Origin of the sequence: Nakamurella sp. (assembly GCF_048594475.1) — a bacterium.
In the GTDB taxonomy this organism is placed as follows: Bacteria; Actinomycetota; Actinomycetes; order Mycobacteriales; family Nakamurellaceae; genus Nakamurella.
Map to the genome: position 1 here is coordinate 1 of NZ_JBMDXT010000560.1, position 21,746 is coordinate 21,746.

Annotated in this window: 20 protein-coding genes and 1 pseudogene; 15 read left to right on the forward strand and 6 right to left on the reverse strand. The window is 72.6% G+C overall.

Translation table 11 applies throughout. The features are described from left to right. Positions 1-94: 94 nt before the first annotated feature. The gene (locus tag ACOJUF_RS25040) at positions 95-868 is read right to left on the reverse strand and encodes a hypothetical protein (RefSeq protein WP_420124519.1); all 774 of its coding nucleotides are present in this window, start codon (positions 866-868) and stop codon (positions 95-97) included. 100 nt (positions 869-968) lie between these two features. Here ACOJUF_RS25040 and ACOJUF_RS25045 point away from each other — a divergent pair, with 100 nt between their 5' ends. From ACOJUF_RS25045 to ACOJUF_RS25070, 6 genes and pseudogenes are all read left to right on the forward strand, one after another. Next, complete coding sequence (locus ACOJUF_RS25045) at positions 969-1,361, forward strand: GntR family transcriptional regulator (protein WP_420124520.1); 393 nt, start codon at positions 969-971, stop codon at positions 1,359-1,361. Between the two features lie 10 nt (positions 1,362-1,371). Further along, positions 1,372-1,849, forward strand: a pseudogene (locus tag ACOJUF_RS25050) (ATP-binding cassette domain-containing protein); the annotation flags it as partial. A 382-nt stretch (positions 1,850-2,231) separates the two neighbouring features. Next, complete coding sequence (locus ACOJUF_RS25055) at positions 2,232-3,206, forward strand: hypothetical protein (protein ID WP_420124521.1); 975 nt, start codon at positions 2,232-2,234, stop codon at positions 3,204-3,206. 161 nt (positions 3,207-3,367) lie between these two features. Continuing rightward, on the forward strand, positions 3,368-3,775 hold the full coding sequence (locus ACOJUF_RS25060) for a hypothetical protein (protein WP_420124522.1): 408 nt from the start codon (positions 3,368-3,370) through the stop codon (positions 3,773-3,775). A 34-nt stretch (positions 3,776-3,809) separates the two neighbouring features. Continuing rightward, complete coding sequence (locus ACOJUF_RS25065; protein ID WP_420124523.1) at positions 3,810-4,445, forward strand: TetR/AcrR family transcriptional regulator; 636 nt, start codon at positions 3,810-3,812, stop codon at positions 4,443-4,445. Positions 4,446-4,553: 108 nt separating this feature from the next. After that, positions 4,554-5,366, forward strand: a complete 813-nt coding sequence (locus ACOJUF_RS25070) for a DUF3097 domain-containing protein (RefSeq protein ID WP_420124524.1) — start codon at positions 4,554-4,556, stop codon at positions 5,364-5,366. A 436-nt stretch (positions 5,367-5,802) separates the two neighbouring features. On the opposite strand, the gene hpxO is transcribed toward ACOJUF_RS25070, so the two are convergent. The 3 genes from hpxO to ACOJUF_RS25085 all read right to left on the reverse strand — a co-directional run bounded on the left by hpxO (position 5,803) and on the right by ACOJUF_RS25085 (position 9,504). After that, on the reverse strand, positions 5,803-6,984 hold the full coding sequence (gene hpxO / locus ACOJUF_RS25075; RefSeq protein ID WP_420124525.1) for an FAD-dependent urate hydroxylase HpxO: 1,182 nt from the start codon (positions 6,982-6,984) through the stop codon (positions 5,803-5,805). Positions 6,985-7,048: 64 nt separating this feature from the next. Further along, positions 7,049-7,231 (reverse strand): YbdD/YjiX family protein, encoded by a 183-nt coding sequence (locus ACOJUF_RS25080; RefSeq protein ID WP_420124537.1) that lies wholly within the window; start codon positions 7,229-7,231, stop codon positions 7,049-7,051. Between the two features lie 14 nt (positions 7,232-7,245). Beyond that, positions 7,246-9,504, reverse strand: a complete 2,259-nt coding sequence (locus ACOJUF_RS25085) for a carbon starvation CstA family protein (protein ID WP_420124526.1) — start codon at positions 9,502-9,504, stop codon at positions 7,246-7,248. Between the two features lie 210 nt (positions 9,505-9,714). Here ACOJUF_RS25085 and ACOJUF_RS25090 point away from each other — a divergent pair, with 210 nt between their 5' ends. The 7 genes from ACOJUF_RS25090 (at position 9,715) to ACOJUF_RS25120 (ending at position 17,265) form a co-directional block, all read left to right on the forward strand. Then, positions 9,715-10,146, forward strand: coding sequence for an NfeD family protein (locus tag ACOJUF_RS25090; RefSeq protein WP_420124527.1), 432 nt, complete (start codon positions 9,715-9,717; stop codon positions 10,144-10,146). Between the two features lie 3 nt (positions 10,147-10,149). Then, positions 10,150-11,583 (forward strand): SPFH domain-containing protein, encoded by a 1,434-nt coding sequence (locus ACOJUF_RS25095; protein WP_420124528.1) that lies wholly within the window; start codon positions 10,150-10,152, stop codon positions 11,581-11,583. Then, positions 11,541-12,530: a DUF2520 domain-containing protein gene (locus ACOJUF_RS25100; protein WP_420124529.1), complete on the forward strand. Its 990-nt coding sequence runs from the start codon at positions 11,541-11,543 to the stop codon at positions 12,528-12,530. The genes ACOJUF_RS25095 and ACOJUF_RS25100 overlap by 43 nt, the downstream gene beginning before the upstream one ends. Positions 12,531-12,663: 133 nt before the next feature. Further along, a complete protein-coding gene (gene panC, locus ACOJUF_RS25105) occupies positions 12,664-13,524 on the forward strand; it encodes a pantoate--beta-alanine ligase (protein WP_420124530.1) in 861 nt (286 codons plus the stop codon). Between the two features lie 234 nt (positions 13,525-13,758). Beyond that, complete coding sequence (locus ACOJUF_RS25110; protein ID WP_420124538.1) at positions 13,759-15,027, forward strand: serine hydrolase domain-containing protein; 1,269 nt, start codon at positions 13,759-13,761, stop codon at positions 15,025-15,027. A gap of 7 nt (positions 15,028-15,034) precedes the next feature. Then, positions 15,035-15,919: a hypothetical protein gene (locus tag ACOJUF_RS25115; RefSeq protein ID WP_420124531.1), complete on the forward strand. Its 885-nt coding sequence runs from the start codon at positions 15,035-15,037 to the stop codon at positions 15,917-15,919. Beyond that, positions 15,916-17,265 carry a serine hydrolase domain-containing protein gene (locus tag ACOJUF_RS25120; protein ID WP_420124532.1) on the forward strand — a complete coding sequence of 450 codons (1,350 nt, stop codon included), beginning with the start codon at positions 15,916-15,918 and terminating at the stop codon, positions 17,263-17,265. Before ACOJUF_RS25115 ends, ACOJUF_RS25120 begins: the two co-directional genes overlap by 4 nt. Positions 17,266-17,271: 6 nt before the next feature. Here ACOJUF_RS25120 and ACOJUF_RS25125 read toward each other — a convergent pair whose 3' ends face one another. Then, positions 17,272-17,916 (reverse strand): response regulator, encoded by a 645-nt coding sequence (locus ACOJUF_RS25125; protein WP_420124533.1) that lies wholly within the window; start codon positions 17,914-17,916, stop codon positions 17,272-17,274. After that, entirely contained in the window at positions 17,907-19,745 is a 1,839-nt protein-coding gene (locus ACOJUF_RS25130; protein WP_420124534.1) for a sensor histidine kinase, read from the reverse strand. The genes ACOJUF_RS25125 and ACOJUF_RS25130 overlap by 10 nt, the downstream gene beginning before the upstream one ends. A gap of 216 nt (positions 19,746-19,961) precedes the next feature. On the opposite strand from ACOJUF_RS25130, the gene panB reads away from it, so the two are divergent. Together panB and ACOJUF_RS25140 are read left to right on the forward strand one after the other, a co-directional pair. Beyond that, positions 19,962-20,840, forward strand: a complete 879-nt coding sequence (gene panB / locus ACOJUF_RS25135) for a 3-methyl-2-oxobutanoate hydroxymethyltransferase (RefSeq protein WP_420124535.1) — start codon at positions 19,962-19,964, stop codon at positions 20,838-20,840. A gap of 2 nt (positions 20,841-20,842) precedes the next feature. Beyond that, the coding region (locus ACOJUF_RS25140) for a M20 family metallopeptidase (RefSeq protein ID WP_420124536.1) at positions 20,843-21,746 on the forward strand (904 nt) is incomplete at its 3' end.

Sequence of the window (21,746 nt, forward strand, 5' to 3'; positions counted from 1 at the left end):
GGGGGCGGGGCGGGCGCCCCCGCCTACCCCCGTGTGCCGCTGTGGCCCCCTTTCCCGCGCCGAAGCGGCCACCCTTCTGCACACACGGGCCGGGTCAGCGGCTACCGGGGACCCGGCTCCCGGCCAACGCGCGGACGCCGGCGGCCACGGCCGCGCGCCGTGCCTCCCGGATGGCGATGGCCAACGGCCGGAGCGCGTCGTCGACGGCGGCCATCTGGTAGAGGTTCACCGCGTTGGTGTCGTGGCTGTCGGCCACCGTCAGCAGGGCCTGCAGCGAGATCGACGTGGCCAGCAGTGCGGAGGCGACCCGCGGCATGGCCGGCGGGGTGCTGACCGCCTCGGCCAGCATCAGCTCGCGCACCCGGTCGCGGGCGCCGTCGGACTGCCGGGCGACGTCGAGCGCGGCCAGGTTGCGGGTGGCCCGCGCGACCTCGTCATCGAGCCGGTCGTGGGCCTCCGGGACACCGTCGGCCGGGTGCCGGGCGTGATTGGCGAAGACCCGCCAGTGCCCGTTCACCGGCACCACGGCCAGCGAGGACCCGGTCAACGTGACCGCGGCTCCGGCCTCCAGGCCGACCACGGTCAGCTCACCCGACGTCGGCAGGCCGCGCAGGTCGCCCGGGTAGGGCAGCACCAGCTCGGCGTCGCCGCCGGCCCGCAGTAGCGGGAGCAGCGCCGCCGACCCGGCGGTCGGGCTGCCCGGACCCGGCAGCCCGGTCATGGCCGCAATCTCCGCGGTCGCGGCCCGGACGCCGGCCCGCTGATCGGCCCCGTCGATCGCGGTCAGCACGTCGTCCGGGCTCGCACCACCGCGCCAGGCGGCCGACCACAGGGCGAGCGTGGTCGCCGCGCGAACGGCTCCGGACATCGACACGAGCGCCACCGTACGTCACGCATGAGACGGCCGCGTTGCGCGCCGGCCGAGCCGGCCTATTGACCTATTTCACTAATGCACTAGTGTAATCCGGGTGATCGAGTTCCGGATCGACCGCCGGTCGGGGTTGCCGGCGTATTTGCAGATCGTCGAGCAGGTCCGCCAGGCCCTGGTGCTCGGCCGGCTGGGCGTGGGGGACAAGCTGCCGACGGCCCGCGAGGTCGTGGCCAGCACGGCGGTCAACCCGAACACGGTGCTCAAGGCCTACCGCGAGCTGGAGCGCGAGGGTCTGGTGCAGGGACGGGTCGGCGCCGGCACCTTCGTCCTGCGCGGGCTGGCCCGGGACGAGGCCGGAGTCGATTCGCCGCTCGGCGTCGAGCTGACCGGCTGGCTGGGCCGGGCCCGGACGGCCGGGCTGGCCCGGCACGAGGTGGAGGCACTGGTGAAAGCGTTGCTGGACAGAACATTCGGAGGCGGGGATGGGTGAACAACCGATCATGCAGGTGCACGACGCCGGCGTTCGCTACCGGCGGGGGTGGGCGCTGCGGCATTGCTCGTTCGAGCTGCGACCGGGCGCGATCACCGCGCTGGTCGGTCCGAACGGCGCGGGAAAGAGCACGCTCATGCTGGCGACGGCGGGGCTGATCGGGCTGACCGAGGGTCGGATCTCGGTACTCGGCGCGGCGGTCGGGTCCTCGCCGGCCCACCCCGACCTCGGCTTCCTGGCCCAGGACAAGCCCCTCTACCGGCAGTTCACGGTGGCGACCATGCTGGACGTCGGCCGGCACCTGAACGCCCGCTGGGATCGTGGGCTGGCCGAAACCCTCTGCGACGAGGCCGCTCTGGACCGGCGGGCGCGGATCCGCACGCTGTCCGGTGGGCAGCGGGCCCGGTTGGCCCTGGCCCTCGTGCTGGCCCGGCGCCCGTCCCTGCTGGTGGTGGACGAACCGCTGGCCGATCTCGATCCGCTGGCCCGGCTCCAGGTGCAGCAGACGCTGCTGGCGCAGGCCGCGGACACCGGGATGACGGTGCTGCTCTCGTCCCACATCCTGGGCGAGATCGAAGACGCCTGCGATGATCTCGCGCTCATGACGGGCGGCCGGGTGACCCTGCACGGGCCGATCGAAGATCTGGTGGGCCGGCACGTGCTGCTCACCGGGCCGGGCGACGACGAGGCCGGGTTGGCCGCCGTGTCGGCGGGCGCGGTCGAGATCCGCCGCACCCTGCGCCAGCTCACCGTGCTGGTGGACGGGCGGCCGCCGGTGGTTCCCGAGGGGTGGACCACGGTGGCGCCGACGCTGGAGGAAGTGGTGGTCGCCCGGCTGCGCGTTGCGGCGGGCGAAGGGGCGGTGGCGGCATGATCACCGAATCGTTGGCCCCCGCTCGCGAGCTGACCGGCCGGGCGCCCGGCGGGATGTGGTGGGTGGCCTGGCGCCAGCACCGGACGCTCGTGCTCGCCGGCCTGGGTCTGATAGTGGCGCTGGCGGTCGCCATGGTGATCTTCCGCCTGATCTACGACACGCGACCGCCCGGTGGTCCCGACTACCCAGCCGACAACCGGTTCTGGCTGTGGCTGCGGCTGTCTCTGCTGGTGCTGCCGGTCGGGCTGGGGGCGCTGGGCGGGGCGACGGTCGTCGGCCCGGAACGGGAGCGCGGCACGGTGCTGTTCGCCGTCAGCCAGAGCGTCAGCCGGCCGCGGTGGTATTGGACCAAGTGTGCGGTGGTGACTGTGCCGCTCACCCTGGGCATGCTGGCTCTCGGTCTCGTGGCCGAGTGGGTCGTGACGGCGCCCGGGCTGGAACCGTGGAGCCCGTTGGCGGTGCCCGACTTCCAGGTCATCGGTGCCGTCCCGGCGATTCTCACCCTGCTGGCTTTCGGCGTCGGGGTGCCGGCCGGCGCCCTGCTGCGGTCGCTGGCCGCCGCGATGAGCGTGGCGCTCGTCGTGGGAACCGTGCTCGTCGGGGCCCTGGGATACGGCGCCTACCTCGATCTGGTCCCGCCGGTCCACGTCGTCACCCCGTCGACCGCGCCGGACCAGGCCGGTCCGGTCGGGGCCTACCAGGTCGGGTTCGGGTATCTCGATGCCGCCGGACAGACGGTCGCCTACCCGGCGTGCCCGGTCCAGTCGCAGACGATGGAGGCCGGCCCGCCGTCCGATCCGGAGGCCTGGTGGCGTCAGTGCCTGGTCGAGGCCGGTGTGGTCGCCTCCTACGCCGACTACGTCCTGGCCGACCAACGGACCCGCCTGACCCTGACCCTGGCGGCCATCGGGGCGGCGATCGCCGCCGCCGGCCTGGGCCTGGGCCGGCGGCGGGTGAGCCGCCGGGTCTGACGCCCGGCCGGCTGTACGGCGACCGTCGTCCTTCGCCGGGCATGACGACGGTCGCTGCCCACTCGATGCCGGTCGCTGCACATGTCGGTCGACCGGGGGTCACCCGGGGCGGCACGGGTGATCCGTTGACTACGTGGTCAATAGAGTCTTACATTGACCGTATGGTCAATAAGAGCGCACCATCGCGTCGGGCGCCGGCGCTGCCGCGCGTCACCGCGCTGGTCGGGATCTATCTCGGGGTCGTCCTGCTCACGATCGCTGCCCTTGCGGTGATGTCGGTGGTCGCGCCGGACCAGGCGACCGAGCACGCCTGGGGTCACGCGATCGTGGTGGCGGTCGTCGCCGTGCTGCTGCCGTTGCGTCTGCGCGGCGCCCAGCGCGGTCGACGCGGCGCGATCCGGGCCGTCGGGATCATCGCGGCGGTGCTTCTTGTCGCCAATGTCGTGGAGGCGCTGCTGCCCGGGTTCGTGCCGGAATGGATGCGCGGGCAGATGATCCTGGTCGCCCTCCTGATGCTCGGCGTCGTCATCGACGTCGTGCGGTACGGCATCGGTCATCCGGACCGCTGACGTGACGACGGCCCGGTGGGCGACAATCGCGACCGTGTCCAACCCCGCCGCCTCCTCCGGCCCGTCACCCCGGGCCGGCCGTCAGCGCCTGAGTGCCGACCAACGACGCGGGCAGGTGTTCGCGGCCACCGCCGACGCGATTGCCACCAACGGCTATGCGAATGTGACCCTGACCGAGGTCGCGCGGCGCGCCGGTATCGCCAAAGGTCTGGTGTGGCACTACTTCAGCGATCGCGACGACCTCATGCAGCAGACCCTCACCCACCTGGGCAACCGCATTCGCGACGCCGTCGTCGACGACCTCGACGTGTCGGCACCGGCGCCGGCGGTGGTGCGGGAGGTGATCCGCCGGACCGCCCTGCTCACCCGCACCCACCGTGCCGAACTCGACGCGATGGCCCAGATCGTGCAGAGTCTGCGAACCGCCGACGGCCGGCAGCGCATCACCGTTCGGGCGTACGACGCGACGTACGGCGAGCACCAGCGGCTGCTCATCCGCGGCCAGACCGAGGGGACGATCCGGTCGGCTGACCCGCGGGTGATGGCGGTGATCTATCAGGGGGCGATCGACGCCATGATCGGCTACCTGCAGGACCATCCGGACGTCGACCCGGAGGCCGAGGCGCAGGCGGTGGCCGACGTGCTGCTGTCCGGCTTCACCGCCCGCTGACCGGCCCGATGTGCGGGTCGCGCGCCGACCGGCACCCGCGGGCCCGAGCCGGGGGAGTGCGCGCGTCGCCGCCCGGGAGGCGGCCCGGCGCCGGTAGGCTCGGCCGCCGTGACCCGCTCCTACTCGGACCCGCTGGCCCCTCGCGCGCCCCGGAAGATCCCCGAGCTGCCGGCCACCGGCGACGTCGTCGCCGAGGATCCGCTGTCCGGTTTCTGCGGGCTGGTCGTCGCGTGCACGAACAGCGCGGTGACGCTGGAGGACCGGCACGGCAAGCGCCGCAACTTCCCGCTGGCCGTCGGCGCGTTCCTGGTCGACGGGCAGCAGGTCACCCTGGTCCGGCCGAAGGCGGGCCCGGCCGGACCCGCGCATTCGGCGTCCGGCTCCCGCGCGGTCGCCGGGCTCAAGGCGCGGACTGCCCGGGGGAGCCGGATCTGGGTCGAGGGCATCCACGACGCCGCCCTGGTCGAACGGGTCTGGGGTCACGACCTGCGGGTCGAGGGGGTCGTCGTCGAGTCGCTGGACGGTCTGGACAACCTGCCCGCCGCGGTCGGCGAGTTCGCGCCCGGCCCGGGCCGCCGGGTGGGTGTGCTGGCCGATCACCTGGTTCCGGGGTCCAAGGAGACCCGGATCGCGGCGTCCGTCGAGCACTCGCCGGCCGGTCCGCACGTGCTGATCACCGGTCACCCGTACATCGACATCTGGCAGGCGGTGCGGCCGTCCGCGGTCGGCATCAAGGCCTGGCCGGCGGTGCCCCGCGGCACCGATTGGAAAACGGGCGTCTGTCGCGCCCTGGGCGTGTCCGATCCCCAGACCCTGTGGGGCCGGATCAACGGGTCGGTCCGCAGCTACCGGGACATCGACACACCGCTCATCACCGCGGTCGAGCGGCTGATCGACTTCGTCACCGAGCCCGGTCACTGAACCGAAACCGGTTGCGGTGAAGTGATCCTCGTGATCGCGCCGGCGTCATGGCCCGCCGTCTGACCCGACCGTGACCCTGCGCTCACCCAGGGTCATCGGACGCGGGCCCCATCGCTGCCGGCCGGGTGAAGTGTCCGTCACGGGCGGTGAACTACCCGACCGGAGGCTTGTCCGAATCGGTCCGGATCAACAATGCTGATCGCGAGGCGCTGCCGCCGGGGGTCAGGACCGAGCACCACACGGTGGTGGAGGCTCCCCAATGGCAGCGTCCCTCACCCCGCTCGCGTCCCTGTCCCGACCTGCACCCTCGAGCATCGACCCTGCACCGCCCGCCCCGCGTCGGCGATCGGCCGACCCCGAGCCACTCTCCGCGCGGCGCGCCGGCACCACTGGCGGCGCGCCGCGCAATATTTCGTGCGGCGGCGCGCCGGCCGGGTCAGGAGGCGAGCAGGCCGCCGCCCATGTTGATCGGGCTGTCCACGATGTTGCCCAGGATGCCGCGGATGATCGTGCTGCCGTCCTCCTGCCGCAGGGTGTCGTACCAGGTACGGGTGAGTTCGGGGTCGTAGGCGTGGGTCTCGGCGCCGCGCTTGCGGGCCCGTAGGACCAGTTCGCCGGCCCGCTCGGATCGGGTCTTCTGGTAGCGCAGCAGCGAGTCCTGGACCCCGACCGTGTTGGCCGAGAGGGTGATGGCCAGCACGAACGTGTCCTCCAGGGCCGAGCAGGCGCCCTGACCGATGTCGGGCGAGGTGTTGTGGGCCGCGTCGCCGAGAATCGCCACCCGGCCGCGGACCCACGTGTGGAACGGCTCGATGTCCCAGATCTCCACCCGGTTGAGCGAGACCGCCGGGTCGATGGCGTCCAGCAGCGCCTGCACGCCGGGGGCCCAGCCGTCGAAGGCGTCCAGCAGCGGTTGCTTGCCCGCCGACCGGTCGTAGGGCAGACCGGCCGGCTGGGGCACGTCGCAGAAGAAGTAGAAGCGGTCGCCGGCCACCGGCATCACCGCGACCCGCTTCCCGTCGGCGACGTAGGTCGTCCACTGGTTGACCGGACCGATCCGCGGGTCCGCCGGGACCAGACCGTTGTAGTTGGTGTACCCGACGTACGTGCGCTCGATGCCGCCGCCGGTCACGTACTCGCGGGTGATCGACCGGGCGCCGTCCGCCCCGATCAGCAGGTCGCCGGTGGCCGTCGAGCCGTCGGCGAAGGTCGCCGTCACGGCGTGCCCGTCGTCGGCCAGCGACACCATCTTGCGGCCGAAATGGATTCCGTCGCCGAACGTCCGGATCAGCATGGCCTGCAGGTCGGCCCGGGCGACCGGGTAGGGCCGCTGGCCGCTCTGCCGGGTGATCGGGTCCAGGCTGAACCTGCACATCGTCTCGCCGGTCCGGCCGTCGTGATAGGCCATGTCGTCCATCAGGCCGCCCAGCGCCGCCACCTGCTCGCCGACCCCGAGCCAGTTGAGCACCTTGACCCCGTTGGACCACAACGACAGCGCCGCGCCGACCGGCCGGTTGACGGTGACCTGCTCGTAGATCTCCACGTCGTGGCCCAGCTTGCGCAGGGCGATCCCCGCGCTGGTGCCGCCGATGCCCGCTCCGATGATGATGACCTTCATGCCCCGACGGTAGGAAGGCCGCATCACCCGGCCAGGAACGGCGGGTCACACGCGGGTTAACCGCTCAGCAGCAGCGGGCGCCCGGGCGGGCGTCCTGTTCGGCGTACCGCTGCCGCCAGTACTCGCGCTCGGTCGGCACGGGGGCCGCCGGGTGGGTCCGCCGCAGGTGGTCGACGTACCGGGCGTAGGCCGTGTCGCCGAGCACCGACCCGACCCACCAGCGCAGCCCGCGCCAGGCCCCGGCCAGGCCGGTCACGGCGCTCAATGGTGCCCCCGGGACGCGGTGGCCAGCGGCTGCTGTTCCGCCCACTCGGCGGCGATGCGCTTCTCCACCGGCGTGGCGATGAAACTGCGCGGGGCGAACGTATGCGAGGGCAGGTCCGGATCCTCGGTGGTCGGCAGGCCGCCGGCCCGGATCGACCGGACGCAGACGACCGCGGCGGCGATCACCACCAGGATCACCAGCGACGCGAAGATGATCGACAGGGTGCCCTGGATGAAGGTGTTCCGGACGACCGCCGCGATCGCCGCCGGGGACGAGGCGGTGCCGAAGGTCTGCGCGCCCGCCTCCTGCGCGGTCTTGAACGCGTTGTGCTGGGCCCAGTATCCGATCGCCGGCACCGAGGAGAAGATCTTCTGGTAGGACGCGGTCAGGGTGACGGTGAGGTCCCAGACCAGCGGGAGGCCGGGGATCCAGCACCACTTGTACAGCCGCTTCTTGATCAGCACGGTGAAGACCACGGTCAGCGCGATCGCGGCCAGCAGCTGGTTGGCGATGCCGAACAGCGGGAAGAGCGTGTTGATGCCGCCCAGCGGGTCGGTGACCCCCATCAGCAGGATCATGCCCCAGGCCAGCACGACGACCGCCGAGCAGACCCAGGCGCCGACCCGCCAGGACGGGTCGCGGAACTTGCGGGCGCCGGGGATGTTGCCGAGCGAGTCCGACAGCATGAACCGCGCGACCCGGGTGCCCGCGTCGACCGTGGTCAGGATGAACAGGGCCTCGAACATGATCGCGAAGTGGTACCAGAACGCCTTGCCGCCCAGGCCGAACAGGGCGCTGTGCAGGACCTCGCTCATCCCGAAGGCCAGGGTCGGGGCCCCGCCGGTGCGCGAGATGATCGACTGCTCACCGACATCGGCGGCGGCCTGGTTGATGAAGGCCGGGGTGATGTTCGAGCCGCTCAGCCCCAGGCCGTTCACCCAGGCGGCGGCCGTGTCCGCGGTGCCGCCGGTCAATCCGGCCGGCGCGTTCATGATGAAGTAGAGGTGCTGGTCCAGGATCACGGCGGTGACCAGCGCCATGATCGCCACGAACGATTCGGTGAGCATCCCGCCGTAGCCGATCATCCGGGTCTGGCTCTCGTTCTCCACCATCTTGGGCGTGGTGCCCGAGCAGATCAGCGCGTGGAAACCGGACAGGGCGCCGCAGGCGATGGTGATGAACAGGAACGGGAACAGCGACCCGGCGAACGCCGGCCCGTTGCCGTTGATCGCGAAGGAGGTGATCGCCGGCATCTGCACGGTCGGCTGGGCGATGACGATGCCCAGCGCCAGCAACATGATCGTGCCGACCTTCATGAACGTGGACAGGTAGTCGCGCGGGGCCAGCAGCATCCACACCGGCAGCACCGAGGCGGCGAACCCGTAGATGATGATCGCCCAGGCGAGCGTGACCTTGGACAGCGTGAACCAGCTCTGACCCCATTCGGTCTGCGCCACCCAGCCTCCGGAGATGATCGCGAGCAGGAGCAGGGCGACGCCGATGACGGTCACCTCGGAGACCCGGCCCGGTCGCAGGTAGCGCAGGTAGAAGCCCATGAACAGGGCGATCGGGATGGTCATGGCCAGCGAGAAGACGCCCCACGGCGACTCGGCCAGGGCGTTGACCACGACCAGGGCGAGCACCGCGATCAGGATGATCATGATGACGAACACGGCGATCATCGCGCAGATGCCGCCGAAGGTGCCGAGCTCGTCCCGCGCCATCTGGCCCAGGCTGCGGCCGCGACGGCGGGTCGACAGCCAGAGCACCAGGTAGTCCTGGACCCCGCCGGCCAGCACCACGCCGATGATGATCCACATCGTGCCGGGCAGGTACCCCATCTGGGCGGCCAGCACCGGGCCGACCAGCGGGCCGGCGCCGGCGATCGCCGCAAAGTGGTGCCCGAACAGCACGCGGCGGTCGGTGGGATCGAAATCCTTTCCGTTGGCGTACGTCTCGGCCGGAGTCGCCCGGTCGTCCCGGGGCTTGACGACCTTGTACTCGATGAGCCGGGCGTAGAAGCGGAAGGCGATCACGTAGGTGCAGACGGCGGCGACGACGAACCACACGGCGTTGACCGACTCGCCGCGGATGATCGCGATCATGGTCCAGCCGACCGCGCCGAGCAGCGCGATCACCGCGTAGAAACCCTTCGCGGCGGGTTTCATCGGCGTCCGGCCCCGGACCGCGACCGGCGGTCGGTCCGGATCCGTCCGGATCAGCTCGAGTGATTCATCGGTGCTCGTTGTCGCCATTGACGTTCCTCGTCTTCCACTCGTCCGGAACTCGCTCGATCCGGGTGGCCCTGGCCGTCCGACCGGCCGGACGTTACTCGGAGTGGTCGGTTGACGCTCCTGCGTTGCCGGTGTGTGGCCCAGGTCACCGATGAGTGGATACCCAATCGTGTCCTGCGTGAGACCTCCCGATCCCCGGGGCCGGCCGAAAGCCTCTGGCAGGATGGGTTCATGTCCGGATGGATCTGGCTCGTCGGCGGCGTCCTGCTGTCCATCGCCGAGGTCCTGGGCGCCGAGTTCGTGCTGCTGATGCTCGGCGGCGGGGCGCTGATCACGGCCGGGTTCGCCGCCTTCTTCCCCGACCTGCTGTGGGCCCAGGTGCTGGTGTTCGCGCTGTCGTCGGTCGCGCTCGTGCTCGGCCTGCGGCCGATGCTGCTGCGCAAGTACTACCAGCCGTCCCAGACCCGGACCGGCATCGACGCGATCATCGGTTCCAAGGCGACCGTGGTCTCCACCGTCGACGCCAGCAGCGGGCAGGTCAAGATCGGCGGGGAGGTCTGGTCCGCGGTCAGCCTGGACGGCCACCGGGCGCTCCCGCCGGGCACATCTGTCACCGTCGTCGAGGTCCGCGGCGCCACCGCCGTGGTCATTTGGGGGGCTTGAGCCATGGATATCGCGCTGATCGTTGCCCTCGTCGTCGCCATTCTGGTCGTCGTCGTGCTGATCCGGTCGGTCAAGGTGATTCCGCAGGCGCAGGCCGCGGTGATCGAACGGCTGGGCCGGTACAACAAGACCGGCAGCGCCGGGCTGGTCTGGCTGATCCCGTTCCTGGACCGCATCCGGGCCCGGATCGACCTGCGGGAGCAGGTGGTGTCCTTCCCGCCCCAGCCGGTGATCACCGAGGACAACCTGACCGTGTCGATCGACACCGTCGTCTACTTCCAGGTCACCGACCCCCGGGCGGCGGTCTACGAGATCGCCAACTACATCGTCGCCGTCGAGCAGCTCACCACCACCACGCTGCGCAACGTGGTCGGCGGGATGAACCTGGAACAGACGCTGACCAGCCGCGACTCGATCAACGGGCAGCTGCGCGGGGTGCTCGACGAGGCCACCGGGAAATGGGGCATCCGGGTCGCCCGGGTCGAGCTGAAGGCGATCGACCCGCCCCCGTCCATCCAGGAGGCGATGGAGAAGCAGATGCGCGCGGACCGGGACAAGCGCGCGATGATCCTGAACTCCGAGGGCCAGCGGGAGTCCTCGATCAAGACGGCCGAGGGCCAGAAGCAGGCCGCGGTGCTCTCCGCGGAGGGCGCCAAGCAGGCGGCGATCCTGTCCGCCGAGGGTGAGCGGCAGTCCCGCATCCTGCGGGCCCAGGGCGAGCGCGCGGCCCGGTACCTGCAGGCCCAGGGCCAGGCCAAGGCCATCGAAAAGGTCTTCGCCGCCGTGAAATCGGCCAAGCCGACGCCGGAACTGCTGGCCTACCAGTACCTGCAGACCCTTCCGCAGATGGCACAGGGTGATGCGAACAAGGTCTGGCTCATCCCCAGCGACTTCAACAAGTCGCTGGAGGGCTTCGCGCGGATGCTCGGCACCAAGGGCGACGACGGGGTCTTCCGGTACGAGCCGCCGGCCGATGATCCGGCCGACGCGTCCCATCGCTCGCGGCCCGGGGACATCGACGACGACGTGGCCGACTGGTTCGACGGGACCTCCGCCCAGGAGGTCGCCGCCGCCGTCGCCCAGGTCGAGCGGGAGGCGTCGGTGACGATCGCGCAGCAGGAGGCCGCCCGGCTGGCCACCTACCGGGGTGAGGTGCCCGGTGCGGAACGCCCGGCGATCTCCGGCACCGGCTCGACCGGACCGGTGGGCGACGACGAGCCGGCGCAGGACGAGCCGGCCCCGCCGCGGCAGCAGGCGGCGGCCCCGCCGCGGCCGCCGCAGCCCACGCAACCCCAGCAGCCCCAGCAGCAGCCCCAGCCCGGACCGCCGCCCGGGTACCAGCCGCCGCCGGGCTACCCGCAGCAGCCGCCGCCCGGCTACCAGCAACCGCCGGCGTGGTACCGGCCGCCGAACCAGTCCGGTCCGGGGCAGCGCTGACCACCGCGCCGACCACCGAGCCGACCACCGAGCCGACCACCGCGCCGACCACCGCGCCGACCACGATGCCCGGATCCGTGCCGGAGCCGTGCGCGATCGTCGGCGGGGGCCGGCTGGGGACCGCCCTGGCCGCCGCCTTGCGGGCCGCGGGGATCGGGGTGACCGGGCCGCACGGGCGCGGCTACACCGGGTCCGGCGACCGGGTCGTGCTGCTCTGCGTCCCCGACGACGCGATCGCGGCCGCCGCGGCCCGGATCGGGCCGGGCCCGCTGGTCGGCCACTGCTCGGGGGCGTCCGGTCTGGAGGTGCTGGGCGCGCGGCCCGGGTTCAGCGTGCATCCGCTGATGACGGTCACGCCGGCCGGCGCGGACTTCAACGGGGTCGTCGCCGCCGTCGACGGGTCCTCGCCGGCGGCGCTGGCGGTGGCGCAGGCGCTGGCCGCGGCCGCCGGGCTCCACCCGGTCCGGGTGGCCGCGCGGGACCGGGTGGCGTACCACGCGGCCGCGTCCATCGCCGCGAACTACCTGGTGACCGTCGAGGCGGCCGCCGCGGAGCTGCTGGCCACCGCCGGCCTGGACCGGGCGGCGCTGCTGCCGCTGGCCCGCGCGGCCCTGGAGAACTGGGGCCGGCTCGGCCCGGCGGCACTGACCGGTCCGGTCGCCCGGGGTGATGCCGGGACCGTGGCCCGGCACCGGGCGGCCGTGGCCGAGCGGGTCCCGGAGCTGGTCGGCCTGCTCGACGCCCTGGTCGCCGCGACGCAGCGGCTGGCCGCCGCTCGCCCGGGGCCGAACCCGGCGACGGATCCGCCGGTCCCGTCGGGGTCGTCGGGGTCGTCGGTCCCGTCCGGGTCGTCGGTTCCGTCGGGGTCGCCGGCCGCCCCGCAAGCGCGCGCGTCCGGACCGCCGGCCCGGCCGTCCGCCTCCGCCTCCGCGACGCCCCCGGGCTGATGCGGGCGCCGCGGTCACCGGCCCGGGACCGGTCGGCGGTGGTGACCTGCGGCCGCCGCTGCGTCCGCGATACCCTCCGGCCGAGCCGAACCGGGGGGCCGCCCCGTTCCCCGATCCCGGGAGTCCTCCACCGATGAGAATCGTCCGGACCGTCGCCGACCTGCGCGCCGCGCTCCAGCCCGTGCGGGGGACCGGAACGGTCGGACTGGTCCCGACCATGGGGGCCCTGCACGAGGGCCATCTCGAGCTCGCCCGCCGGGCCCGCGCCGGCACCGACCTCGTCGTCATGTCGATCTTCGTCAACCCCACCCAGTTCAACGACCCGTCGGACCTCGCCGCCTACCCGCGGGACGAGGCCCGGGACGTCGAGCTGGCCGGCTCCGCCGGCGTCGACCTGGTGTTCGCGCCGGACGTGGCGGAGATCTACCCGCCGGGCTTCACCGCGACCGTCACCCTGCACGGCCCGATCGTGGAGGCACTGGAGGGCGCGCACCGCGGTGTCGGCCACTTCCAGGGCGTCACCACGGTGGTGGCCAAGCTCTTCGGCATGGTTTCGCCGGACCGCGCCTACTTCGGGCAGAAGGACGCCCAGCAGGTACGGGTGGTCCAGGCGATGGTCGCCGACCTCAACATCCCGACCGAGATCGTGGTGGTGCCGACGGTCCGCGAGCCGGACGGGCTCGCCATGTCCAGCCGCAACCGGCGGCTCAGCCCGTTCGACCGGGCCCGGGCGGCGCACGTCTCCGAGGCGCTGCGGGCCGCCGAACTGGCCGCCGCCGGTGGCATCAGCGACGCCGGGTCGCTGGTGCACGCCGCGCGCAAGATCCTGCACGACAACGCCATCGACGTCGAGTATCTGGAACTGGTGGACGCGGACACGTTCCGGCCCGTCCCGGTGCTGGTGACCGGCCCGGCCGTGCTCGCCGTCGCCGTCGTGATCGGCGGCGTCCGGCTGATCGACAACGTGGTGCTGCGGCTGGCGCCTCACCCGTAGGCAGGCGCCACCGTGCGCTGGATGGCCACTCACGGTGATGTCGATCGAACCCTCCTGCCGCCGGGCGGGTGGACAATTCGCCCGATGATGTAGTGCCAGGGCTATTCCCTCTTCGCCCGCCGTCCGCTGAACTGATCACCGGACGGGCATGCCACCGGCGCCGCCCGCCACCGGGATCGGCGCGAGCGGGGAGTGGACGTGCGAGTGCGAGGGGTCGGGCTGCTGGCCGGGTCGATGCTGCTGCTCGGCGCCTGCACCTCGGCCGGCGGAGCGGCCGGGTCGTCCGCCGCGTCGCCCGGCCCCACCGTGACCTCCGACCGGCCGGCGACGCCGTCGCCGACGTCGGCCGCGAGCGCCTCCACCGCACCGGCGGACGCGGCGCCGGCCGCCGCGGTGATGGACGTGGTGAACCGGTTCCGGGAGCAGAACCACCTTCAGGCGGTGCTGGTCAAGGTCACCCGGGGTGACGACACCGTCGTCGAGCAGGCCGTCGGCGACTCGATGACCGGGGTGCCGGCCACCACCGACATGCACTTTCGCAACGGCGCCGTGGCCATCTCGTACATGTCCACCCTCCTGCTGATCCTGGTCGACGAGGGCAAGGTCACGCTCGAGGACAAAGTGTCGACCTGGTTGCCGGACATCCCGCACGCCGACGAGGTCACCCTCGGGCAGCTGGCCCAGATGACCTCCGGTTACGTCGACTACGAACAGACCCCCGAGCTGACCGCCGCGAACTACGCCGACCCGTACAAGCAGTGGACTCCGGACGAGTTGCTGGCCTTCGCGGTCGACCAGCCGCTCTACTACCCGCCGGGCACCAACTGGAACTACGCCCACACCAATTACGTGATCCTGGGTCAGGCGCTGGAGAAGATCACCGGGCTGCCGCTGGACCAGGCCCTGCAGGCCAAGGTGCTGGACCCGCTCGGCCTGACCGGCACGTCGGGCAACGCCGGAACCCCGGCCATTCCCGAACCGGTGCTGCACGCGTTCTCGTCCGAGCGCCGGCAGACCCTGGCCGTCCCCGCCGGCACCCCGTTCTACGAGGAGTCGACCTTCTGGAACCCCTCGTGGACGTTGGCCCAGGGCGCGATCCAGACCACCACCCTGGACGACCTGATCACCACGGCCCGGGGCATCGGGTCGGGCCGGCTCCTGTCGCCCGAGTCCTACGCCCGGTTCACCAGCACCGATCTGCGGGGAAAGACCTCGGCCGTGCCCGGCTGTCCGGCCTGCTTCGAGCAGAGCATCGGCTACACCTACGGGCTCGGTGTGGTGATCACCGGCAACTGGCTGGAACAGGACCCCCTGTTCTCCGGGGAATCGGCCGTCGAGGCCTACCTGCCCGGGTCGGACGTGGCGGTCGCGGTGGCCGTGACCTACCAGCCGGCGGCGTTCGACCCGACCACGGGCGCCTACGTCAATGCGGCCGACCAGCTCTGGCGGGAGATCGCGGCGACCGTCGTGCCGGACGATCCGCCGCCGATGAAGAAGGGGTGATCGCGACGTGACCGACGTCCGCCCGCCGGCCGGCCCGCCCGATCCCAGCGGCCGGCCGGGGTCCGCCGGAACCCGCACCGCCGGCTGGCTGCTGGTGGCCACCCCGCTGATCCTGCTGGTCACCCACTACGTGGCGGTGATCCCGCACGAGTTCGCCCACTCGACCGTGGCGTGGTTGCTCGGCATCAAGCCCGAACCCGGGAACATCACCTGGGGCGGCACGAGTGCCACGAACGTGCTTCTGCTCTGGGACATCAACGAGAACGTCGACTACACCGCCGCCCTCGACGCCGGGCGCGGCACCGCGGTCGCCATGGTCGCCTTCGCCGGCCCCGGGGTGATCAACGGTGGCTTCTACCTGCTCTCGCGCTGGCTGATCGGCCGGTCGTGGTTCGACACCCGGCCGGTGGCCACCTACGTCCTGTTCTGGTTCCTGTGGATCAACCTGGCCAACGTCTACTGCTACGTGCCGCTGCGCACCTTCTCCGACGGCGGGGACGTCCACCACTTCGTGCTGGGCACGGGCCTGTCGCCGTGGTGGATCTACGCGGTCGTCGGCCTGCTCGTGCTGTGGGGGATCGTCGACGGCTACCGGCGGGTGATCCCCCGCACGCTGGCGATCTGCGGGTTCGACGCCGCGGTGCTGCGCGCCCTGGTGCTGATCGGTGCCACCGCGATCCTGTTCGCCTACTACGCGCTGCCCGCGATCTGGGAGTCCGACGCCGTCTCCCGGTTCCTGGGGTGGACGTCGATGCTCCTGGTCCCGGTGGTGCTCGTGCTGAGCTGGCGCCGGATCGTCACCCCGCCCACCGGCTCCGCCCGGATATCGCCCGACCCCTCACCCGACCCGTCACCCGACCCGTCACTGGACCCATCACTGGAGAAGGCATGAATCGCAACCGCCTGACGGCCGCGGTGCTGGCCGTCGGACTGATCGGCCTGGCCGGCTGTACCTCCTCGACCTCATCGTCGACCTCATCGTCCGGGGGCGCCTCGGCCTCCACGAGCGCGGCCGCGTCGAGCACCGGCGGGTCGGGCGCGGCCGCGCCCGGGTCGGCGGGCACGTCGACCGGGGCGGAACCGGCCTACGTCGCCGCGGTCTCGGCCTCGGTCGCGAAGACCATGAAGGACAACGTGATTCCCGGCGCGGTGGTGCTCATCTCGTCGAGGGACCAGGGGGAGTGGACCGGCACCTTCGGGACCCGAACCTGGGGCACCGACGAGCCCATGCAGGCCGGTGACCACTTCCGGATCGGCAGCAACACCAAGACGATGACCTCGACCGTCATCCTCCAGCTGGTGCAGGAGGGCAAGCTCGCGCTGGACGATCCCATCGCCAAGTACATCCCCGGGGTGCCCGGCGGTGATGGCATCACCATCGCGAACCTGTCCGAGATGCGCAGCGGTCTCTACAGCTACAGCTTCGACCCCACGTTCAACAACACCCTGGACCAGGAACCGCAGAAGGTCTGGACGCCGCAGGAGCTGCTCGACATCGCCTTCAGCCACCCGCAGAACGGGCCGCCCGGACAGGAGTTCAACTACAGCAACACCAACATCATCCTGCTGGGCATGGTGATCGAGAAGCTGACCGGGATGACCGCGGAACAGGCGTTCCAGGAGCGGATCTTCACCCCGCTGGGCCTGAAGGACACGTCGCTGCCGCTGGATTCGGCGATCCCGAACCCCCACCCGCAGGGCTACTCGTTCGGCAGCAACACCTCCACGATCGACACCTACGCGCTGCCGGCCGAACTGCAGCCGCTCGCGCTGGACGGCCGGCTCCTGCCCAACAACGAGACCATGGCCAACCCGTCCTGGGCCTGGACCGCGGGCGGTGCCATCTCCACCGTGCAGGACATGAAGACCTACGTCGAGGCGATGGTCGACGGCGGCCTGCTGGACCCGGCCACGCAGAAGATCCGGATGGACAGCGTCGAGGGATCCGGCGCCGGCAGCACGGCCGGTTACGGGCTCGGCATCGCCAAGTTCGACAAGCTCTACGGGCACGACGGCCAGATCCCCGGGTTCATGACGTTCATGGGCCACGACCCCGAGTCCGGCCTGACCATCGTGATCGCGACCAACCTGGCCACCATCCCCAACGGCGAGGGATCGGCCCTGGCCATCCTCAAGGGGCTGATCCCGATCTTCTACCCGAACGCGGTGATCCCGGGCGATCCCGCGGCCGCGCCGGGCGCGACCGGCAGCGGGCCGGCCCCCACCTCGGGGGGCTGACCCGGGTCACCGGTTGAGGTACTCGATCACCGCCAGCACCCGCCGGTGGATGTCGGGATCCTGCGGCAGGCCCAATGTCTCGAAGATCAGGGCGATGTTGCGGGCCACCGCGGCCTCGGTGACCACGAGCTCCCGGGCGATCCGGGCGTTGCTGTAGCCCTGCGCCATCAGGGTCAGCACGTCCAGCCGGCGCGGGGTCAGGCTGTCCACCGCCCGGCGCTCCCGGCGGGCCGTCAGCGCCGAGGCGACCACCTCCGGGTCGATGACCGACTCTCCCGCCTGCACCCGTTCCAGGACCCCGGCGAACATCTCGAAGTCCAGCACCCGTTGCTTGAGCAGGTAGCCGATCCGGTGCCCGCCCGCGGTGAGCAGCTCCACGGTGCCCTGGGCGTCGACATGGTGGGAGAGCAGGACGACGGCGACGTCGGGCATGAGGCGGCGGATCCGGATCGCCGCGGTCAGCCCCTCGGAGGTGTGGGTCGGCGGCATCCGGATGTCGGTGATCACCAGATCGGGCCGGGCGTCGACCACCTCGGCCAGCAGCTGCTCGGCATCCGCCGCGGACACGACGATCTCGTGCCCGGAGGCGCGCAGCAGGCTGCCCAGTCCCTGCCGGAACAGGGCCTCGTCCTCGGCCAGCGCTATCCGCACGGCACCATCATCCGCACGGCGGTGCCGGCCCCGGGCGCCGAGGTGACCTCCAGGGTCCCGCCGAAGGCCGCCAGCCGGTCCCGCAGGCCGACCAGCCCGGATCCGGCCCCGACGGTGGCGCCCCCGGTCCCGTCGTCGGCGACCTGCGCGACGACCCGGTCCGCGCCCAGGTCCAGCCCCACCGTGATCGCCGTGCACCGGGCGTGCTTGATCGCATTGGTGATCGCCTCGAGCACGACGAAGTAGACGGTGCTCTCGATCTCGGCGGGCAGCCGGCGCGGGTGACCGGCGACCTCGACCGTGATCGGCACCGGGAGCCGGCCGGCCAGCTCCTTCACCGCGGACACCACGCCGCGCTCGACCAGCGGCGCGGGCATGATGCCCTGGACCAGGTCCCGCAGGGCGGCGAGCAGTGCCACGATGCCGTCACGCAGGGCGTCGGCGGTCGCGGCGACCGCATCGGGGTCACGGCGCACCAGCCGCAGCTCCTGCGCCTGCAGGCCGAGCGCCAGGGCGTGCTGTTGCAGCCCGTCGTGCAGGTCCCGGGCGATCCGGCGACGTTCCCGGTCGCCGGCCGAGGCGATGCGCCGCCGGGACTGGCGCAGCGCCCGATCGGTGCGCCGCAGCTCCAGCAGCGCGGCCCGGCGGCTCACGACCGCCCGGCGGTGGTCCACGACCGGCGCGGACGCCGCGGCGACCGCCGCCAGCAGGGTGGCGTCGACGTCCGCCCCGGACGGGTGGACCACGGCCCCGACGACGCGCGGCCCGGACCGGATCGGGTACCGCCGCTCCCCGGCGGCGACCACCGCCGGGGAGCCGTCGGCCTCGACGAACTCGCCGGGCTCGTCGGTCTGGTAGATCACGCGGCTGCCCGGCAGCGCGGCCGCCCGGGCCACGGCCGCGTCGAGATCGGCCGCCGACGGCTCGCCCCCGCCCACGTCGGCGAAGAACTCCCGCAGTTCGCCGGTCCGGCCGTAGGCGCCGGTGAGCAGGCCCAGCAGGAACACCACCGGCAGCAGCGCGATCAGGTAGCCCTGCAGCTCGGCCACCCGCTGGAGCACCGCCGGATCGACCAGGGGGACCGCGACCAGCAGCCGCACCAGCACGGTCAGGGCCAGCCCGAGCAGGCAGGCGAAGCCGTAGAGCACGAACGGGCCGAGGCGGTCGTCCCGGTACCGGCGGCGGCTGATCCACCGCGACCACATCGCGACCATCGCCAGCGCCAGGCAGATCAGGCCGGCCGGACGCTGCAAAGCGCCGAGGAGGGCGAGCCCGCCGGCGACCGGACCGGCCGCCGGCGTCGGGAGGGGACCGGCCGGCCCCAGCAGCGCGGCCGGCACCTCCAGCACGGTCGAGGTAACGTAGGCCAGGCCCACCGCGACCCGGGCCGGCCGGCCGGTCAGCCGGCCGGTGGGGAAGGCCAGGATGAGATGGATCAGCACGGCCAGGGGCAGCGAGCGGGTCAACGAGCCCACCATGGTCAGCCCGAGCACCGGGACCGTGAGCATGCCGGCGCACCAGTGCACGAGCCCGCCCAGCAGCAGCAGGGAGCCGAACGGGTTGTGCGGCTGGCGCCACAGCGCGATCAGCCCGGAGGCGAAGTACAGCACCACGATCGATTCCCACAGGGCCAGCGGCCCGGCGTCCCAGCCGGCGGCCGTCAGGATCGACAGCTCCGACCCGGCGAGCACCACGCAGAAGGCGCAGAGCGCCACCAGGGTGTGCCGGGGCCGGGCGGCCGGCCGGGGGGCCGGCCCGTCGTCGGGCGGGGCCGGCGGCGAGCTGGCCGCGGGTCCGGGCGCGGCACCCGTTCCGAATCTCTGCGGCATCGGCACCACCCGGCTCCGGCGGGGCTGCGGCGAACCGGACGGAAGCGCTGCAGCGGGGCAACGATCCTATGCCGGACGTCCGGGACCCCCGGGGTGGAGTCGGTCACACCCCGGGTGAGCCGACCGTGGCCCGGTGGTAGCAATGGACGCGCACGGTACCGTCGCATCCCGCCCGCGGCGCCCGCCGGGCCGCCGGCCGGAGCAAAGGAGCATCCGATGTCCACCCGCCCCGCCGTGCCCGCCGGTCGCCGGCCGATCGTCATCCCGGATCTGTTCGAGATGAAGCGGTCCGGCCGCAAGATCGTCATGGTCACCGCGTACGACCACCCGAGCGCCGTGGCCGCCGAGCTGGCCGACGTCGACATGGTGCTGGTCGGCGACTCCGGCGCGATGACCGTGCTGGGCCACCCCAGCACCGTGCACGTGACGATCGACGAGATGCTGGTGCTGACCAAGGCGACCCGTCGTGGCGTCCGGCACGCGATGCTGGTCGCCGATCTGCCGTTCGGCTCCTACGAGGTGAGCGACGAGCAGGCGGTCGAGACGGCCGTGCGCTTCGTCAAGGAGGGCGGCGTGGACGCCGTCAAACTCGAACGGGGCGACCCGGATTCGGTCAGCCGGGCCCGGGCGATCGTCGGGGCCGGCGTGCCGGTGGTCGGCCACGTCGGGCTGACGCCCCAGTCGGCGACCTCCCTGGGTGGGTACCGGGCGCAGGGCCGCAGCGCCGAGTCGGCCGTCCGCATCACCGAGGGACTGCTGGCCCTGCAGGACGCGGGCTGCTGCTGCATCGTCCTGGAGGCCGTGCCGAACGCGCTGACCGCCGAGATCATGCCGCTGACCACGGTGCCGATCATCGGCATCGGCGCCGGGCCGGAGACCGACGGCCAGGTGCTGGTCTTCCACGACCTGCTCGGCATCCGGGAGGGCAAGGGCGCCAAGTTCGTCCGCCGGTACGCCGACCTGCTGGACGCGATGGCCGACGGGGTGGCCGACTACGCCCGGGAAGTGCGGGACGGGTCGTTCCCGGCGGCCGAGCACGCCTACGGCATCGACGCCGCCGAGCTGGCCCGGTTCCGCGAGTTGCGCGGGAACTGACCGTGCCGCGCAGCGGGGACCGGACCGGCGCCGCAGCGGCGGCCGTGACCGGCAGCGCGCCTGCGCCCGGCAGCCGGCCCGGGCCAGACGCCGGGCCCGACGTCGGGCCCGGCAGCGACGCCGCCGCGGTCGTCGCCCTCGCCGCCCGGCTCGGCCGGCGGCGCCCCGTCCACGAGGGCCCGGGCGACGTCGAGGGGCCGGCCGTCGCGCTGCTGGCCGCGCTGATGCGCGACTTCGGGTGGGCGGTCACGGTCGTCGAGTCCGCCCCCGGCCGGCCGTCGGTCGTCGGGGTGGTGACCGGCGAGCGGCCCGGGCCCACGCTGATGTTCGAGGGCCACGTCGACGTCGTCACCGAGGGCGACCCGGCCGGCTGGTCCTTCGACCCCTACTGCGGCGACGTCGTCGACGGGCGGCTGCGCGGCCGGGGGAGTGCGGACATGAAGGCCGGGGTGGCCGCGATGATGCACGCGGTCCGGGCCGTCCAGCTCGGCGGCTTCGCGGGCCGGATCGTCGTCGGGGTGCTCGCCGACGAGGAGGGCTTGATGCTGGGCGCCAAGCGGTTCGCCGCCGATCTGGTGGCCGGCGCGATCCCAGGGGTGGACCGGGTCGACGGCGTGATCGTCTGCGAGCCCGAGGGCGGGGAGGTCTGCCCGGTCGCCAAGGGGGCGATCCGGCTGGAGGCCGCGTTCACCGGAGCGATGGCCCACGGCGCGATGCCGTGGATGGGGCGCAACCCCCTGCCGGGCGTCGGGACCATGCTCGCCGCCCTGGCCGACACCCAGCACGTGCTGCGGTCGACCCACGGCGACCACCCGCTGCTCGGACCGATCTGCCTGACCCCGACCGTGCTGCGGGCCGGCGATCCGGAGCAGATCAACGTCATGCCGGCGACCGCCACCCTGGCGG

Excerpts from the sequence above, each read along its gene's own strand:
- ACOJUF_RS25095 (WP_420124528.1), top strand. The coding sequence starts at position 10,150 with ATGGATATCGCGCTGATCGTTGCCCTCGTCGTCGCCATTCTGGTCGTC.
- hpxO (WP_420124525.1), bottom strand. The coding sequence starts at position 6,984 with ATGAAGGTCATCATCATCGGAGCGGGCATCGGCGGCACCAGCGCGGGG.
- panC (WP_420124530.1), top strand. The coding sequence starts at position 12,664 with ATGAGAATCGTCCGGACCGTCGCCGACCTGCGCGCCGCGCTCCAGCCC.
- ACOJUF_RS25120 (WP_420124532.1), top strand. The coding sequence starts at position 15,916 with ATGAATCGCAACCGCCTGACGGCCGCGGTGCTGGCCGTCGGACTGATC.
- ACOJUF_RS25130 (WP_420124534.1), bottom strand. The coding sequence starts at position 19,745 with ATGCCGCAGAGATTCGGAACGGGTGCCGCGCCCGGACCCGCGGCCAGC.
- panB (WP_420124535.1), top strand. The coding sequence starts at position 19,962 with ATGTCCACCCGCCCCGCCGTGCCCGCCGGTCGCCGGCCGATCGTCATC.
- ACOJUF_RS25110 (WP_420124538.1), top strand. The coding sequence starts at position 13,759 with ATGCTGCTGCTCGGCGCCTGCACCTCGGCCGGCGGAGCGGCCGGGTCG.
- ACOJUF_RS25085 (WP_420124526.1), bottom strand. The coding sequence starts at position 9,504 with ATGGCGACAACGAGCACCGATGAATCACTCGAGCTGATCCGGACGGAT.
- ACOJUF_RS25055 (WP_420124521.1), top strand. The coding sequence starts at position 2,232 with ATGATCACCGAATCGTTGGCCCCCGCTCGCGAGCTGACCGGCCGGGCG.
- ACOJUF_RS25090 (WP_420124527.1), top strand. The coding sequence starts at position 9,715 with ATGTCCGGATGGATCTGGCTCGTCGGCGGCGTCCTGCTGTCCATCGCC.
- ACOJUF_RS25040 (WP_420124519.1), bottom strand. The coding sequence starts at position 868 with ATGTCCGGAGCCGTTCGCGCGGCGACCACGCTCGCCCTGTGGTCGGCC.
- ACOJUF_RS25060 (WP_420124522.1), top strand. The coding sequence starts at position 3,368 with ATGGTCAATAAGAGCGCACCATCGCGTCGGGCGCCGGCGCTGCCGCGC.